14 protein-coding genes are annotated in these 16,384 nt (G+C 65.7%); 7 read left to right on the forward strand and 7 right to left on the reverse strand.

Features of this window, described 5'->3' with window-relative positions; genetic code table 11:
* Positions 1–52: 52 nt before the first annotated feature.
* From HT136_RS21695 to HT136_RS21725, 7 genes are all read right to left on the reverse strand, one after another.
* Positions 53–1,120 (reverse strand): LLM class flavin-dependent oxidoreductase, encoded by a 1,068-nt coding sequence (locus tag HT136_RS21695; protein ID WP_214201955.1) that lies wholly within the window; start codon positions 1,118–1,120, stop codon positions 53–55.
* Between the two features lie 2 nt (positions 1,121–1,122).
* Positions 1,123–2,589, reverse strand: a complete 1,467-nt coding sequence (locus HT136_RS21700) for an MFS transporter (RefSeq protein WP_343222279.1) — start codon at positions 2,587–2,589, stop codon at positions 1,123–1,125.
* A gap of 225 nt (positions 2,590–2,814) precedes the next feature.
* On the reverse strand, positions 2,815–4,023 hold the full coding sequence (locus HT136_RS21705; RefSeq protein ID WP_214201956.1) for an FAD-dependent oxidoreductase: 1,209 nt from the start codon (positions 4,021–4,023) through the stop codon (positions 2,815–2,817).
* Positions 4,024–4,135: 112 nt separating this feature from the next.
* Positions 4,136–5,134: an alpha/beta fold hydrolase gene (locus HT136_RS21710; protein WP_214201957.1), complete on the reverse strand. Its 999-nt coding sequence runs from the start codon at positions 5,132–5,134 to the stop codon at positions 4,136–4,138.
* On the reverse strand, positions 5,131–6,360 hold the full coding sequence (locus HT136_RS21715; RefSeq protein WP_214201958.1) for an LLM class flavin-dependent oxidoreductase: 1,230 nt from the start codon (positions 6,358–6,360) through the stop codon (positions 5,131–5,133). Before HT136_RS21715 ends, HT136_RS21710 begins: the two co-directional genes overlap by 4 nt.
* Entirely contained in the window at positions 6,357–7,205 is an 849-nt protein-coding gene (locus HT136_RS21720) for an LLM class flavin-dependent oxidoreductase (protein WP_214201959.1), read from the reverse strand. The genes HT136_RS21715 and HT136_RS21720 overlap by 4 nt, the downstream gene beginning before the upstream one ends.
* A complete protein-coding gene (locus tag HT136_RS21725; RefSeq protein WP_246544104.1) occupies positions 7,202–8,440 on the reverse strand; it encodes a M24 family metallopeptidase in 1,239 nt (412 codons plus the stop codon). Before HT136_RS21725 ends, HT136_RS21720 begins: the two co-directional genes overlap by 4 nt.
* A 180-nt stretch (positions 8,441–8,620) precedes the next feature.
* Here HT136_RS21725 and HT136_RS21730 point away from each other — a divergent pair, with 180 nt between their 5' ends.
* The 7 genes from HT136_RS21730 (at position 8,621) to HT136_RS21760 (ending at position 16,364) form a co-directional block, all read left to right on the forward strand.
* Entirely contained in the window at positions 8,621–9,517 is an 897-nt protein-coding gene (locus HT136_RS21730) for an alpha/beta hydrolase (RefSeq protein WP_246544106.1), read from the forward strand.
* The gene (locus HT136_RS21735) at positions 9,514–10,920 is read left to right on the forward strand and encodes an MFS transporter (RefSeq protein ID WP_214201961.1); all 1,407 of its coding nucleotides are present in this window, start codon (positions 9,514–9,516) and stop codon (positions 10,918–10,920) included. Before HT136_RS21730 ends, HT136_RS21735 begins: the two co-directional genes overlap by 4 nt.
* Positions 10,921–11,075: 155 nt before the next feature.
* Positions 11,076–11,924 (forward strand): alpha/beta fold hydrolase, encoded by an 849-nt coding sequence (locus HT136_RS21740; protein WP_214201962.1) that lies wholly within the window; start codon positions 11,076–11,078, stop codon positions 11,922–11,924.
* A complete protein-coding gene (locus tag HT136_RS21745) occupies positions 11,878–12,894 on the forward strand; it encodes a phosphotransferase enzyme family protein (RefSeq protein WP_214201963.1) in 1,017 nt (338 codons plus the stop codon). Before HT136_RS21740 ends, HT136_RS21745 begins: the two co-directional genes overlap by 47 nt.
* A gap of 2 nt (positions 12,895–12,896) precedes the next feature.
* Positions 12,897–14,300 carry an MFS transporter gene (locus HT136_RS21750; RefSeq protein WP_343222280.1) on the forward strand — a complete coding sequence of 468 codons (1,404 nt, stop codon included), beginning with the start codon at positions 12,897–12,899 and terminating at the stop codon, positions 14,298–14,300.
* Positions 14,301–14,378: 78 nt separating this feature from the next.
* Complete coding sequence (locus HT136_RS21755; protein ID WP_214201964.1) at positions 14,379–15,383, forward strand: alpha/beta fold hydrolase; 1,005 nt, start codon at positions 14,379–14,381, stop codon at positions 15,381–15,383.
* Positions 15,384–15,389: 6 nt separating this feature from the next.
* Positions 15,390–16,364, forward strand: coding sequence for an alpha/beta fold hydrolase (locus HT136_RS21760; RefSeq protein WP_214201965.1), 975 nt, complete (start codon positions 15,390–15,392; stop codon positions 16,362–16,364).
* The last annotated feature ends 20 nt before the right edge of the window (positions 16,365–16,384 follow it).

Genomic DNA, 16,384 nt, shown 5'->3' on the forward strand with positions numbered 1-16,384 from the left:
AACCCCGGCGGAGATCCTCCGCCGGGGTTTTTCGTATCTGCGATCGAAGAGCTTACAATGCGTTGCCGCGCCGCCTCAATTCGGGCCCGATCTCGGTGCCGATCCGCTGCGCGTCGCCCAGCCAGTCGAAGCCGGTAAGCAGGAAGTTGTCGATCCCCGCCGCGCGGTAGCGCAGCAACGCCTCGACCAGCGTTTCGGGCGAACCCACGAGGCACATGACCTGAAGCCGACCCTGCGTGGCCTGGGTGAGGCCGGTCCACAGGCAGGGATCGTCCGAGGCGGCATCGGCCTGCGCGGCCTCGCGCGTCAACTGTTCGGCGGCCTTGCCAAGGTCGCGGCCAAGCATGCCATGCGCGGCCTGGCGCGCCTCGACGCCTTCGAGAATGGTGTTGGCGCGCGCCCAGGCTGCCTCGTCGGTGTCCGCGACGATCACGCGCATCGACATCGAGCAGCGCGGGTTGCGTCCGTGCTTCGCGGCCTCGGCGCGGACGCGGGCGACGTTCGCGCCTACGTGCGCGACACTTCCAGGCCCAAACGCGTAGACGTCGGCCAGCTCGCTGCCGTACTTCACGGCGAGGTCGGAGTTGCCCGCCCAGAACACCGGGACGCTGCCGTTGACCGGGTGCACCTCGCTCCCCGCCTCGTCGAAGCGGTACCAGTCACCCGAATGGTTGCAGGGAGATTCTCCCGCCCAGATCCGGCGCAAGATTCGCACGTATTCGTTCGAGCGGTGGTAGCGCTCGTCCTTGGTCAGGTAGTCGCCGTCGCAGCGCGTTTCGATGTCGGAGAACGCGGTGATGATGTGCACGCCCGCGCGCCCGCCCGAGACCTGGTCGAGCGTCGCGAAGGCGCGCGCGGCCATGGTCGGTGCGATGAAGCCGGGACGATGCGCGACCATCAGTTTCAAGCGGGTAGTCGCAGCGGCCACCCAGGTCGCGGTGACAAGACTGTCGGCCGAACGGGCGTTCTGCCCGATCAGCACCCGGTCGTAGCCGGCGGCTTCATAGGCCCTTGCGGCCTCGGCGAGGAAGCCGGGCTCGTAGTGTGCGGGCTCCACGCTTGCTTCCGAACCGCGATACGGAGCAACCAGCCCGACAAGTTCGATCTCATGTTTGGACACGTTCAACTCTCTCCATCTTGCCGGTCGGCCTCGAGACGCTCGAGTACCGCCGGGTCCAACTTGTAGAAAAACATGGCGACGATGGCGGCCAGCATCGAGATGGCGGGGATCGCGGATTCGCACAGCATGATCGCCAGGCGCGCGCTGTCGCTCTGCACCGCCGCTTGCCCGCTCGACGACGAGACATAGCCCATCACACTCAGGAAACCGCCCATAGCGGCAAGCGCAGCCGCCGAGGAAAGCTTGTCGAACAGCGTGGTGAAGCCGGCAAAGGAACCCTCGCGGCGCTCGCCACTGGTGATGAAGTCGTAGCGCACCGCATCGGACAGCAGCGAATAGGCGCACAGAATCATGCCGCCACCGGCAAAGCCGCTAAGCAACCCGCGCGCGCTGACCAGGGTCATGCTTTCGCCGGTTCCGGCCAGGAGCCATGACAGCTGGATAATCGCAAAAAGTGCGAGCGCGGACATGTAGCTCTCGCGCTTGCCGATACGGTTGGACAGCCAGACCCAGGGCGTCATGCCCACCAGCATGGCGGCCGTCGCCATCGCGAAATAGGTCCCCAGCGCGCTGTCGGGAAGTTGCAGGACCGTGCGCGTGAAATAGGCCAGCGCCGCCGAACCGATCGCGGTCCCGAACAGCAGGAAGACATGCGCGATCGCAAGGATCCGAAACGGCACGTTGCGCCAGGCGAGAACGATCTGGCGCCCGAGACTGCGCAACGGATGAGCGCGCTCGGCAAGGTCGCTCGCCCGCGGCTTCGTACGCGGCGCATCGCGCAGCAGCCAGACCGCCACGAGGGTCGCCCCGAAGACGACGACGCTGACCGCGAGCGCGACGACGAGGTGGCCCTGGCGCGAGGGGCCAAGCGCGCCCAGGATCCAGGCTGGAACGGTAGAGCCGAGCAAGGTTCCCACGGCGTTGCCATACGTGCGCCAGGCCATGAGGCGCGTGCGCTCCTTGGGGTCGGTCGAACTTTCGACCAGCATCGCAAAGCCCGGGATGGTGAGCAGCGTGTAGCCGGTCGCGTGGATCATCAGGGCGACGAGCACGAAGGCCTGCGCCAGCAGCACCGAATGCAGGTCGGGCGCGCCGAACAGGAGCATGAGGCCGAGCGGCATCGCCAGACCGCCGGCGAAAAGAAACGGCAGGCGCCGCCCCCAACGGCTCTGTGCCCGGTCGCTCCAGGCGCCCACCGCCGGGTCGGCGAATCCGTCGTAGATCTTCATGATCGCGAACATGAGTCCCGCCGCACCCGCCGATATGGCGAGGCTGTCGGTCATGAAACGCAGGCCAAGCACCGTCACGACGTTCTGCCCGGCGGCATGCGCCAACGGGATCATCGCCGAACCGAACCGGATCTTCCAGGTGGCTCCGGCCGGGACCTGGCCCGGAACCCCGGAGCGCGCCGCCGTGCCCTGCCCTAGCGGCAGGACCTCGTCCGCGCTCATCTGCGTTTCACTTGTCACAAGCTTCTCCTCGCCCGTCTTGCAAATGCGGGTTCGAGCGGAATGTGCAGTGGTCACGGATCGAACGGCCGTTGAAGGCGCGACTGTCCGCAGGGCGATCACGAAATGAGGGATCGTGACCTGTTGGAGACGCCCCCGATCCGGCCCAAACACGAAACGGGCCAGCGAAGCCACCTCGGCAACGCTGGCCCGCACGAATTTCCGGGGCCGGAATCGGGGTGCAGATCAGACGATCTGTGCGGCCTGCTGAAGGCTCTGGAACATTGCCTGGCGCAGCATGTAGGCCCGGCGTTTCTCGTCGTTATCGCGGATTTCCTGGAGGTTGCGGCGACGTTCCTCGTGGCCGTCCTCCTTGGCACCGTTGATCAGAGACATGTTCGCCTTGGTCTGCGTCTGCGTGAAGGTGTGGGTCACCTCGCGGCGCTGGCGATCGAAGAGCGAGAGGTTCACATCGGCCGCCGCCTTACCCTTCAGGACCGGTTCGAGCTTTTCGAACAAGTTGAAGGCGTCGTGGATACCCGAGTTCATCCCGAAGCCGCCGAGCGGATTGTTGAGGTGCGCGGCATCACCGATCAGCATGACGCGGCCCTCGCGGAACGACTTCGCCACGCGCTGGTGGACGCGGTAGAGCGTGCGGTGCTCGGTTTCGACGTCGGCGCCGCGGCCGATCAGGCGCTCGAAGATCGCGTTCTTGTTCTCATCGGAACGCAACTGCTCCTCGTCGACGAGGCCGTTGACGGGGACCAGCACGCGCCACACCGAAGGCACGCGCAGCAGGACCAGCCATTCCTTCGGATCGCTAACGTAGTTCACGTAAGCAAGGTTGGGCAGGTAGTCGGCCAGTTCCACCTTGGTCGAGAGCGTGAAGAAGCGCTCGGGATAGGTGAAGCCGTCGAATTCGATGCCCAGCCACTTGCGCACTACCGAATTGGCGCCATCGGCTCCGATCAGGTAATCGGCCCGGATGCGATCGATGCCGGTCAGCGTCTCGACCGAGATATCGACGCCGGTGTCGTCCTGGCCGACATGCAGGATGCGGCTGTTGAAGCGCACGTCGGCGTTCGTGTAGGCGTCGAGCCCATCAGCCAGGGCGCGCGAGAGGTGATACTGCTCGCACTGGATGCGGAAGGGATAGCGCGTGACGTCCGAGATTTCCGCGAGGTCGAACTCGATCGGTTCACCCGAGGCGCGGTCACGCCAGTGGAACAGCGGCGCTTTGAGGCCGCGTTCGAGCAGCATTGGGGTGATGCCGATTTCGTCGAGCATCTCGAGCGTCGGGGGATGGAAGGTGGAAGCGCGCAAGTCCTGCGCGCAGTCGGATCCGGCCTCGATCAGGACGACGGAAACGCCGGCCTTGGCCAGAAGGGTCGCCATGACGGTGCCGACAGGGCCGGCACCCGCGATGGCGACTTCGCAACGCTCAACAGCAGACATTTTTCGTGAAATCTCCAGGTAATCTTGGCAGCGTACCTATGGCGCTATTGCGCGCCATACTGGACCAGTGCGCGGTGTATCCGGTGCTCGGTCATTGCCGCGCACCGGCGCTTCAGGGGGTCTGCGGCTCCCCGGCGGCAGCAGGTTCAACCGTTTGCAGCCAGGCCTTCAGATCGCGCGTGAATTTCTGCGGCTTCTCCCACATCGGGAAGTGTCCGAGGTCGGGATACATGATCAGCTTCACGCGGGTGTTGGTGAAGCGCTTGACCGAGGCCTGCGCGCCTTGCGAGATCACGTCGTCGTAGTTGCACCACTGCAAGAGCACCGGCACCTTCACGCTCTCCGCCACCGATCCTACGTCGCTGGTCTTGAAGAGCTTGACGTTGGCCTGGATGTACTGGGCCTGGCGGTCGAGAGCGCCTGGCAAGTTGTCCATGTCGTAGATCTGGTCGACCATCCGCTCGGTCGGATCGAAACCTGGCGGCGTCGTGTCTTCCAGCATCAGGCGCCAGAAGGTGTGCGAACGCCAGTTGGGAAGCACCGCGTTGTGGAAGTTCAGCAGCCACTTGAGGCGCCAGTCGACCTTTCGTGTCTGGCTCGGTCGCTCGAGCGGAAGCATCGAGAAGGCCATTGCCGTCGCGTGGCCGGGATAGGCCCGGTTGTATTCCAGCGCGACGTTGGCGCCGTTCGACGTTGCGACGACCGCGAACTTGTCATAGCCGAGCTTGGTAAGAAGCTTGTCCATGAGCTCGGCCGAACGCGGGGTCGAATAGACCCCGCTCGGGTCCGGCCCGGTCAGGCCATAGGGCGACCAGTCGAAGCGAACGACGCGGTACTTGTCGGTCAGCAGCGGGACGACATCGTCCCATTCGTGCAAGTTGACGATCGAGCCGTGGAGCAGAACGATGGCGGGCGCCCCCTTGGGACCCTCCTCGCGCACGTGCATGCGAACGCCGTCAACCTCGACGAAGTGCGAGGGGCCATCGGCCCACTTTTTCTCCAGCTCGGCCCGGTCGGTGGCACCGGCGCCCAGGCGCAGCGCCACGACGCCGCCGGCGCAAGCCAGAGCGAGGACACCAACGGTGCCCAGGATCACGCGGCCCAGCTTCATGCATCAGCCCTTGCGAACGCGGGCAGGCCCAGCGTCTCGCGCAAGGAATTACCGGGGTATTCGGTGCGGTATCGCCCCTTCTTCTGAAGGATCGGAACCACTTCTCCTACGAAGTCCTCAAGCCCTCCGGGCATGTAGCTCGGCTGCAGGGTGAAGCCGTCGCAGGCCCCCGCATCGCGCCAGGAAATCATCATGTCGGCCATCTGTTCGGGCGTCCCGATGAAGACGTTGTGCCCGCGCGGGTGCAGCATGAAGTTCATCGCGTAGTCGCGCAGGCTCGTGCCCTTTTCAGCGGCGGAGGCCACCATGCGTTCGACGTCGGACTTGGGAAGAAGCGTATTGGCGATGATCGCGGCAACCGGCAGCGGTGCCTCGGGATCGAACGGGGTCAGATCGCAGCACAGGGATTCGGAAAGGTACTCGATCGCGAGAGCCACGTCCGCGAGGTCCATGATGGCCTTGTGGTTGGCCTTGGCCTCTTCCTCGCTGCCGCCCAGCACACAGGACAGGCCGGGCATGATGCGCGTGCCGTCGGGATTGCGCCCAAGGCCCGCGATCCGGCTGCGCAGGTCGTTGCGGAAGTCGATGCCCGCCTCGATCGAGGCCGCCGGGCAGAAGATCGCCTCGGCCGTGCGCGCGGCGAAGTCGCGGCCCGCAGGCGACTGTCCGGCCTGGACCAGCACGGGGCGACCCTGCGGCAGCCGGGGGCCAGCCCGATCCATCGCCGCCCACAGTTCACAGGCCTTGTCCACCACTTCGGCGGCGTGGCTGTACCGGGTGTCCTTGGGCGGAAGTTCAGCCTCGCCGAAGTTGGGCGCGGTATCGGGATGCGCCGAGGTAACGATGTTCCAACCCGAACGTCCGCCGGTGATGCGCTCCATCGCCGCAAAGCGCTCGGCCAGCATCTCGGGCGTGTTGTAGGTCGTCGAGATCGTCGCGACGAGGCCGACATGCTCGGTCACAGCCGACATCGCGGTGAGCAGCGAGACCGGGTCGAGCGTGGGCATCGCCATGCGCTCGGGGGTGCGTCCCCCGGCACCACGCGACTGGAGCTGGTCACCAAAGACGATGGCGTCGAAACGACCCTTCTCGACCAGCTTGGCGACCGAGCGGTAATAATCCATCGAAAACACGCCTTCGGGGCGCGCACGCGGATGCTTCCATCCGGTGGGGTAGAAGCCGATGCCCTGCAGGAAGGCCCAGAGGTGGATTTGCTTGGTCATCATGCGATCTCCGGAATCTTCGCGCCGTCGGGCTGGTTGGAAGCCGTCGCGGGCAAGGGCAGGCCGAGACGCTCGCGCAGGTTCCCCGCGCCGCCGGGGTTCGCGGCGACGAGCGCTGCAAAGCGCTGCGCAAGCGCGGGAAGCTCGGCCAGAGGATCGGTGAGGCTGAGGTGAACGCCGTCGATCACACCTTCCGCGAAGTGCTGCGCGATTTCCTCGAGCGGCGTCTCGAACGTGATCTTGAGCAGGGTCTTGGTGGCACCGGCGGCCTTTTGGGGGCTCGCCACCAGCGCGATGTCGGCATCCGTGATCGCCAGCGGCGCGGCTTCGTAGGTCACCAGCAGCGGCTGCCCGACGAGCGGGCGCATCGCGTTGACGGGCCCTGCCACCTTGAAGAAAGGTCCTTCGTAGTTCGACGCCTTGACCTTGGCGGCATCGAGATAGCGGCCACCAGTCTTGTCGAGGATCAGCGTGTCGCTGCCCCAGCCGTCCCACAGCGCGCGGGCGGCACCGATCATGTCTTCGGCCATCCCCTCGCTGGCCCCTTCGGGCACGACAGACCAGGCGGTGCGCCCGGAGCAGAGGAAATCGACCGCGGAAAGTGCGCGGGCGACGTGGAAGGGGTGTGCGTTCGAGGCCGGCACGCAGGCGACCAGGCCGACGCGCTTCGTCAACGGTGCGGCCCAGGCGACGAGAACTTGCGCATCGAACGGACGCGCACCGGCCTCGCCGAAGTGGAGCAGGTCAAGCCCCGCCGCTTCGGCCGCATCGAGCCAGGCGGCGGCGGTTGCGGGCACCGCCAGTTGCGGATCCGCAATCGCGGCGGAGAGGATAAAGGGTCTGGTCATACGACAATCACCGGTTCGTGAAGAGGATGGATGGGTTCGCAACCGTCAGCGGTAATCAGCACGAGGTCTTCGCAATGCGCCGATCCACCGATGCCGGTGTCGAGAGTGGGGCAGTCGACCGACAGGATCATGCCGGGCTGCAGAACGATGTCGGGCTTGCGCCAGAAGCCGCCGTGGACTTCACCCGGCTCGTCGGTATGGGCGAGGCCCACGCTGTGCGGGCCAAAGCCGATGAGCGCGGAGAACCCGGCAGCGCGCACGGCCTTTTCGCCGGTCGCGACAATCTCGGAAAAGCGCATTCCGGGCCTCAGCGTCTCGCGTACCGCCTGCCACCCGAAGGCGGCCGCCTTGGCCGCCTGCTCGGCCTCGCGTGTCGGCTCGCCAACGAACACGGTGCGTGCGAAATCTCCGTGGTAGCCGCGGAACTGGCTGACCCCGTCGATCATCAGCGTCTGGCCATCGACGATGCGTGCGCTCGAAAGATCGGACGAGACGCGATCGACGTTGAGGAAGACCGCGCCGTTCCCGCGCTTGGCGGTTTCGATCTGGAACAGCGCCATGAGTTCGTGGTGCACCGCGCCGGCACGGACCGCATGGCCCACGGCGTTGAGTGCATCGACGTTCGCGCGCGCGGCGCGCGCCATCAGCGCCTGCTCGAGCGGAGACTTGATGATGCGGATCTCACGCAGGATGTTGTCCGCCTGGACCAGCGTTCCGGGGTGATCATGGCGCGCGGCGACTTCGGCGACAACGCCGTGGTCGAAGCCGACCCGGCCTTTCCAGAGGCCCATGGAACGCATCGCTGCGACGATTGCCGCACCCGCATCCCCGGTCGCGACCGAGGCACCGGCCTGCCGCGCGGACGTGGCTGCACGATGTGCTTCAACAGGCGTCTGGAGTTCGGGATCGCGCAAGGGGAGCACAGGGGCGTCGGCCACCGGCGAAACGCTCTCGTCTCCCTCGTCGCCCAGCGCGGTGTAGAGCCAGCACGCCACATCGTCGCGCGCGCGTCCGTCGGCCCAGGTGTAGTGGTGCAGGAACCGACTGGTGACGAGCCCCCACTGCCCCGGCCGTTCCCGCGCGATCAGCGCAAAGGTGCCAGGCGGCTGCGCCATGCGCGTACGGCCGATCTGCGGCCAATGCCCGAGGGCATGGAACACGTTCACCGGCTCGCCGAGCACCAGGCCTTCGAGATCATGACGCTCCATGATCTCGATCGCCCGAGCCAGGTCCATCGGACCGCTCCTTTCAAGCCACGCGAACAGCTCGCCATCACTGTATTGAGGTAGCACCATGGGTCCAGTCATGACGCCAGTGCCCCTGGAATGTGTCCCGTTCGGACAATCTTGTCCACCTGACGGTCATTCACCCGCTCGCATGGGTTGGGTGCGAACCACCCACGGTAGGCTCGCGTCATGACACGGATGCCCCCTGCCCCCGCCCATGCTTCCGCCCCGGCCCCGCACGACGAGATCGAGCGCGCCTTCGTCCGCCTCGAGGAAGGTCAGTTGCACTTGCGCCGCCTGCCCGCCGCGCGCGAGGGCGAAGTGCCGGTGCTCCTGCTGCACGCCTCGCCGGCGTCTTCCTGGTTCATGCAGGACCTGATGTTCGCGCTGCGGGCGGCCGGATGCCTGGGCGAAATCATCGCGCCTGACACGCTGGGCAACGGCGATTCGGTGCCGCCCACGCCCGAAGAACCCGACATCGCCTATTTCGCCGGATCGATGGATCGCCTCTGCGCCGCGCTCGGCTACGACCGGGTCGATGCCTACGGCACCCATACCGGCGCGCGCATCGCCTGCGAACTGGCGGCCGGCTTTCCGCATCGCGTGCGCAAGCTCGTCCTCGATGGCATAACCGAATACGACGAGGAACTGCGCGATGCGGTGATCGCCAACTATGCCCCGGTGGTCGAGCCCGACGAGTATGGCCGCCACCTGATCTGGGCCTTCAATTTCTGCCGCGACCAGGCGCTGTTCTTCCCGCACTTCATGAAGTCGCCCGAGCGGCGCCTCGCAGTCGGCATGCCGCCGCCGCAGATCCTGCATCGCATCACGCTCGACGTCCTCAAGACGCTCGACACCTACCCCAAGCCCTATATCGCCGCGTTCCGGTACAAGACCTTCGAACGCATGGGCCGGATCACGGCCCCTACCCTCTTGCTCAAGCCCGAGACCGAACTCGCTCTCCTGAACGAATCGGTCGCCCGCGCGCTCGAGCTGCTCGACAATGCCCGTGAGGCATCGACGGCGGGATCAGCCGCCGCAAAGGCCGAGGTCATCGGCCAGTTCCTTGGAGAAGCGGATACATGACAGCCTCAGCACCTGCACAGCAGGGCGAGACCGGCCACCAGCGTCTGACCGTCAAATTGTGCCTCGGCTTCAGCGTCGGCACGGTTGGCGTCTCGATCATGCTCAACGCCGTCTCGACCTATTTTCCCCTGATGATGTCGACGGTGCTGGGCCAGTCCCCGCAGATCGCGGGCTATCTGCTCATGATCTCGAAGCTCGCCGACGCGGTGATCGACGTCGGCGTGGGTTCGCTTTCGGATCGCGCACGCACCCGCTGGGGCCGCCGCAAGCCGTTCATGATGGCCGGCGCCTTGCTTTCGCTCGCCGCCTTCCTGATGCTGTTCGCGCCGCCTGTGATGACGCAGACCTGGCTGGTGATCTGGATGAGCGCAGGGCTGCTGATCTACTCGCTCGCCTACTCGCTGTTCAACGTGCCCTACATGGCGCTTCCCGCCGAGCTTACCCAGGGCTTCCACGAGCGCACGCGCCTGATTGGTTTTCGCACGGTGTTTGTTTCGATCGGCCAGCTGCTCGCGCTTGCCGGGACCGGATGGCTGATCGAACACGGCGGCGGCGGTCGCTCGGGCTTCGCCACGATGGGGCTCGTCATGGCGCTCATCATCGGCGGCGCGATGACCGCGACCGCGCTCTCGGTCCCCTCGCAGCGTGAGCTGGCGCCCTCGGGCGGCACACACCTGCCGGGCTGGGCGCAGATCCGCGCGATCGCGCGCAACCGTCCGTTCATGATGCTGATCGGCGCGAAGGTCTTCCAGTTCCTCTCGTTCGCTTCGGTCGCCTCGACCATGGCGCTCTACATGCTCAACGTGCTCGGCGTGGGCTACAATGGACTGATCGTCTTCGCGGTGACGCAGAACGTCATCACCGCACTGGTGATGCCACTGTGGGTCTGGACCGGCAAGACATACGGCAAGCGCCAGACTTACCTCATCGGCGTGGTCATCTTCTGCGCGACAACGCTAAGCTGGCTCTTCGCCGACCATTCGATCACGAACCTGGGCATTATCGTGCGCGGCATCGTGGGCGGGGCCGGTTCGGGCGCGATCATCCTGATGGCGATCTCGATGCTGGGGGACACCCAGTCCTACGACCGCGTGATCACCGGCGAGGCGCGCGAAGGCCTGCTGGCCAGCGCCATCGCGGTGATCGAGAAGGTGAGCTATGCACTGGGCGTTGCGGTCCTGGGCATCTTCCTCGAGGCCTTGCACTACATCCCCACCACCGGCGGACAGATCGTCGAGCAGCCCGCGAGCGCCGTGCTGGCACTCAAGCTCGGCTTCGCGGTAATCCCCGCGGTGATGTTCGCAATCAACGGACTGTTCCTGTGGGCCTACGACCTCGACGAGGACAAGCTGGCCACCGCGCGGCTCGCGACGCCCGAAGGCGTGGGCGCAACGCTGGTGTAGGACCTTCGCGAATTGACCTTGCGACAGCATGGAAGGGGTGTGGACAGCGGTTCGCACCCCTTCTTTTTGAAGCTCGGTGCGAACGCGTCTCACCGCTGGTCGGACATATCGCGCGCGACTGGCAACGCGCACGCGCAATCGCGCAGAGTGCGTCCATGCACAAGTCCTCCAGAGTACGTCGTGGATACACCTCCTGTCGTTTCGGGCATCTCCATTACCGTGCCTGCGGTGCGCCGCAGCCCGGCCGCGCCCCGGTCGTACTCCTCCACCAGAACCCGTCCTCCTCGTACGAATACGAGGCGCTGATCGAGGCCCTGGGCGAGGACCGCCTTGTCTACGCCTTCGACACACCCGGTTACGGGATGTCGGATGCACCTCCGGCGCCGCCGGGAATGGCAGGGTACGCGCAGGCCTTTTCCGACGGGCTCGATGCCCTGGAAAAGACCGGCGAACTGACCGGGTCGGTCGACCTCTACGGATTCCACACCGGAACCCTGCTCGCCTGCGAACTCGCGATGGCCCGGCCCGACCGGGTACGCTCGCTGGCGCTGACGGGAATTCCGATGTTCGATGCGGACACGCTGGCTGAAAAGCTGGCTTATGCGGAGAACTTCCCGACGCCGGATGCGGAAGGCAAGGTCGTGATCGACCTGCTCTCCAACCTCTGGAACTACGTCGTGGGAAGCCGGGATCCGAGGCTGCCGCTCGAAAAAGCCGTATTCAATTTTGCCGACAAGGCGAAGGTCCTCGACCGTTTCACCTGGGCGTACAAGGGCGTGTGGTCCTACGATTACGCCCGGCTCGAAATGGTGGACCAGCCCGCCTTTCTCCTGCAGCCTGCCGAACAGATCCAGGCGGTATCCCTGGACGCCGCCAAACGCATGCAGCGCTGCACCGTGAAGGAAATGCCCGATCTCGACCGGGACATTTTCGACATAGCACCGGAACGAATAGCCAATGAACTCCGTATCTACTTCGATCAACTCGGACCTGCCGACCGCTGAAGTCTCGCACTCGGTACTCCATCCCGAATTCATCGCCCGCGAAGTCGCGCGCCGCTACGCCGTTGATGGCGAGGTTAGCTGCTTCCTGCTCTATCGCGGCATGAACGACGTCTACCTCGTGCAGGATGCCTCCACGAAGTACGCCCTGCGCGTCTGGCGCAAGACCTACCGCGACGTCGACGACGTTGCCTACGAACTGAACTTCCTCGACTATTTGCGCGAAGCGGGTTTCCCGGCCTCGGTCGCGGTGCCCCAGCATGACGGCGCTCTCTACTTCAAGGTGAACTCGCCCGAAGGCGAGCGCGCGCTCGCGCTCTACGACTGGGCCCCGGGCGTGAAGTTCGGCGATCGCCTGTCCGAGGAAACCGCGTTCCGCATCGGCGCGGCGATGGCGCAGATGCACCTGCATGGCGATGCATGGGCCGGCAAGGACCACGTGTTCTCGACCGAGACCGCCAAGGACTACAACATCTGCATGCCCGCGCTGATCGACTTCGTCTACGACCGACCCGAGGACCTGCACGACTATCCGATCATCGCGGCCAACCTCGACAAGCGCTTCGACGAACTCGCGGCACAGGGCGACGTTCCGCTCGGCGTGTGCCACCGCGATTTCCACCCGAGCAACGTCCACGTCGACGAGGACGGCAAGATCACCCTCCTCGACTTCGACGCGGCGGGTGAGGACTTCCTCATGCAGGACGTGCAGAACTTCGTGTGGGGCAACCTCTTCTACGGCTTCGATCCCCGCATCGGCGAGGCCTTCGAGGAAGGCTACGAGAGCGTGCGTCCCTTCACCCAGGCGGAGAAGGACAACAAGGAACTGTTCCTGATGGCCAAGTGCCTGCGCCTTGTCGCCGGGATGGCCGACAGCTCCAAGTCGGTCGGACGCGGTACGCTGCGCTTCCGCAACCTCGACTGGCTGGGCGACTACATCAAGCCGCGCGCCCGCGCCTGCGGACTGCTCTGATCGTGGCCACGCCCCCCCTTGCTTCCAACCCCGGTGCCGCTGATGCGGCACCGGGCATCACCCCGCCCGGCGCCCGCCCTTCGCCCGCCCGTGGGTGGGTCATGGTCGGCATGCTGTTCCTGGCTGGCATCCTGTCGGTGATCGACCGCGCCGCGCTCAACATCCTGGTCGACCCGGTGCGCGCAGACCTTGGCATCAGCGACGAACAGATCGGCCTTCTCCAGGGGCTGGCCTTCGGGCTCTTCTACGCCTTCATGGGCCTTCCGATGGGCCTGCTTGCCGACCGTATCTCGCGGCGCAACCTGATCGCGGGTGGCATCGCCCTGTGGAGCCTCGCGACGATCGGCAGCGGCCTTGCCCAGAGTTTCGGCTGGCTATTCGCCGCCCGCCTGCTGGTCGGGCTTGGCGAGGCGGCGCTGGGACCTGCGGCGATCTCGCTCATCGCCGACCTCTTCGCGCCCGAGCGGCGCGGCCGCCCGATCTCGGTCTACATGATGGGACAGGGGCTCGCCAACGGCATCGCCATCTCGGTGACCGGCATCCTCATTGCGGCGGCGGGCACGGGAGCCTTCGCGCACCTGCCGCTGATCGCACAGCTCGCGCCTTGGCGTTCGGTCTTCGTCATCTTCGGCTCGCTCGGCCTCGTCGCGGCCGCAGCGCTTCTTCTGCTGACCCGCGAGCCTGCCCGGCAGGACGCCTCCACGGGTGGCCGCGCACGGGCACCAGGCGCCGCCGAAGCGGCCTATCTCTGGCGTAACCGGGCGATCCTCGTTCCGCTCTACCTTGCCTTCGCGCTCGTCTTCACCGTCGGTTACGGCTCTATGTCGTGGGCACCCACGATGCTGATCCGCAGCTACGGCGCCGAACCGGGGTTCCTCGCCAGCTTCCTGGGGCCGGTCTCGATGGCCTTTTCCGCGATCGGCCCGCTGATCGGAGGCACGCTGCTCGACCGCTCGATGCGTTCGGGCAAGACGATGGCCCGCTTCGCCATCCTCTCGATCGCGCCGCTCTTCGCGCTACCCTCGATCTTCGCGGTGCTCTCGCACGACCTGCACCTGGCCTCGGTCCTCGTCGCCTCGTCGAATGCGGTCTTCTCGGTGATCGGCACAGTCATGTTCGCGACGCTCCAGTCGGTCGTGCCGCCGCGCATGCGGGGTAGCTCGATCTCGCTCACGCTCGTGCTCAATACGATCCTGGGCGCCTCGCTCGGCCCCCTTCTGGTCGCGATGTTCACCCAGCGCGTGCTGCACGACGAGACCATGGTGGGCTGGTCCATCGCCTGGGTCTGCCTGCCCTTCCTGCTGGTAGCGGCGAGCCTCTACGCCCTTGCCTGGCGCGCGATGCGCCGTGCGCGCGCTTCAGGCACCAGCGAATGCGCCACCTTGCTCGACAACGAAATCGAATGAACAAGCTGGAGGAGCGGGCCGAGAGAGCCTCGCTCCTTCCGGCCCAGACACCAACTTCATCCGGGGGAATTTGCGCTGATGATCGGTTTTCTCAAGTGGGCGGGGGCTGCCGTCGTGGCCGTGTTCGTCCTCTTCGCCCTTGCCTTACTGACGATGCGACTTGGCTGGTGGAATCCCTCCTACGAGGCGGTCAAGACGGCGCAGGCCACCGGACCCTCTACCTTCGAGACTTACGGCAGCGCCACCATCCATATCCGTGACGAGGGACCACGCGATGGCCCGGTCGTGATCATGCTGCACAGTTCGATGACGAACTTGCGCGAATGGGACGTGTGGACCGACAAGCTCAAGGACAAGTACCGCGTCATCCGCTTCGACTGGCCGCCCTATGGTCTTTCGAAGGATGCCCAACCCTCGATCGGCATGCCCGGCATCGTCACTCTGCTCGAGACCATCGTGAAGGCGAAGAAGCTCAGCCGCTTCACGCTCGTGGGCACTTCCAGCGGTTCGACGATCTGCACGCTTTTCGCGGCCAAGCATCCCGAGCAGGTGTCGGCGCTCGCGCTTTCCACCCTTCCGCTCAAGGCCCCGCCGCCCTCCGACTTCAGTCCGCTGCTGATGTCGATGGTCTGGCTCCACGAGAACCTGGTGCCCAACTACTACCCCCGGTTCTACTACAAGGTCTCGCTCTCCGAGCTCTACGGCCGTCCCGAGCGCCTCAAGGACGAGACAATCGACTGGTACTACCAGACCAACAACATCCCCGGTGGCTTCGCCAACGTGCGCGCCTATTACGAAGCCAACAAGAAGGCGGTCTGGGCCAAGGGAGCGGGCGACGAGGCCGCGCAGATCACCGCTCCGATCCTGCTCCAGTGGGGCGATGCCGACCCGGTCCTGCCCAAGTACCTCGCGGCCGATGCGGTCAAGGAATTCTCCAGCACGCACGTCGACGTGATCCACTACCCCGACGTCAGCCATTACCCGATGTTGGAGCTGCCCGAGAAGACCGGCGACGACCTGCGCCACTGGCTCGACAAGACCGCGGCGCCTGCTGCAACCACGCCCGCACCGACGAAAGGCTGAGCCGTGATGAAGCGAGCCTTTCATGCCCTGCTGCTCTCCGGGTTGGCCCTGGGCGCGAGCCTTGCCGGATCGGCCCTCATCGCCGATCCGCAGGACCCGCCGGCGTTTCCCAGCGATGCGCAGCTTCGCGCCCGTTATGCGCTACCCACTTCGCACTTCGTTACGATCGGTGGCGAAACCGTCCACTATTCCGATGAGGGCACGGGACCTGCAATCCTGCTGCTGCACGGCTCCTATGCGAGCCTGCGCCAGTGGGACGATTGGGCGAAGGAACTGCGCAAGTCCTATCGTGTGATCCGCTTCGACAAGTCCCCGGCGGGTCTCTCAGGTCCGAGCCCCACGGGCGACTACACCGTCGCGCACCAGATCGCGGAGATCGACGCGCTGATGGACAAGCTCGGCATCGATCGCTTCGTCATCGTCGGCACGTCGAGCGCGGGACTTCCCGCCGCCGCCTACGCCGCCGCGCGTCCGCAGCGGACCAAGGCCGTGATCCTCGCCAACATCGCGGCGGGCAAGATTTCCTTCGATCTATCGACCATGCCGCAGGCCCTGCGCGACGCGGTGGCCGACGATGCCAAGCATCCCTCGTGGCACAGCGAGGAGTTCTGGAAACAGATCATGCTTGCCAACGTCGTCGACAAGACGGTGGTGACCCCTGCACTGGTGACCCGTTGGACCGATCTCAACCAGCGCGCCTTGCGTGACCCCGACATCGGCACGAAGGCCGCTGCCGCCTCCGACTTCAGCCGCACGCCCGACGATCTCGCGAAGATCACCGCGCCAACGCTGCTGCTTTGGTCGGATCAGGACCACGAAACTTCGTTTGAAACGCATGGGGTGAAGGCGTTCAACCTGCTCGCCACGAAGGACAAGACGCTGACCGTGGTGCCCGATTGCGGGCACATGATGCCGCTGGACTGTCCGGCCCGTTCGCTCGAACGCGTGTTGCCGTTCCTCAAGAGGATCAGCGCGCGCTAGAATGGCGTGGGACCGGCGAT

Origin of the sequence: Novosphingobium profundi, assembly GCF_018491765.1 — a bacterium.
GTDB lineage: Bacteria > Pseudomonadota > Alphaproteobacteria > Sphingomonadales > Sphingomonadaceae > Novosphingobium > Novosphingobium profundi.

Excerpts from the sequence above, each read along its gene's own strand:
- HT136_RS21705 (WP_214201956.1), bottom strand. The coding sequence starts at position 4,023 with ATGTCTGCTGTTGAGCGTTGCGAAGTCGCCATCGCGGGTGCCGGCCCT.
- HT136_RS21710 (WP_214201957.1), bottom strand. The coding sequence starts at position 5,134 with ATGAAGCTGGGCCGCGTGATCCTGGGCACCGTTGGTGTCCTCGCTCTG.
- HT136_RS21715 (WP_214201958.1), bottom strand. The coding sequence starts at position 6,360 with ATGATGACCAAGCAAATCCACCTCTGGGCCTTCCTGCAGGGCATCGGC.
- HT136_RS21720 (WP_214201959.1), bottom strand. The coding sequence starts at position 7,205 with ATGACCAGACCCTTTATCCTCTCCGCCGCGATTGCGGATCCGCAACTG.
- HT136_RS21725 (WP_246544104.1), bottom strand. The coding sequence starts at position 8,440 with ATGGACCTGGCTCGGGCGATCGAGATCATGGAGCGTCATGATCTCGAA.
- HT136_RS21730 (WP_246544106.1), top strand. The coding sequence starts at position 8,621 with ATGACACGGATGCCCCCTGCCCCCGCCCATGCTTCCGCCCCGGCCCCG.
- HT136_RS21735 (WP_214201961.1), top strand. The coding sequence starts at position 9,514 with ATGACAGCCTCAGCACCTGCACAGCAGGGCGAGACCGGCCACCAGCGT.
- HT136_RS21740 (WP_214201962.1), top strand. The coding sequence starts at position 11,076 with ATGCACAAGTCCTCCAGAGTACGTCGTGGATACACCTCCTGTCGTTTC.
- HT136_RS21745 (WP_214201963.1), top strand. The coding sequence starts at position 11,878 with ATGAACTCCGTATCTACTTCGATCAACTCGGACCTGCCGACCGCTGAA.
- HT136_RS21755 (WP_214201964.1), top strand. The coding sequence starts at position 14,379 with ATGATCGGTTTTCTCAAGTGGGCGGGGGCTGCCGTCGTGGCCGTGTTC.
- HT136_RS21760 (WP_214201965.1), top strand. The coding sequence starts at position 15,390 with ATGAAGCGAGCCTTTCATGCCCTGCTGCTCTCCGGGTTGGCCCTGGGC.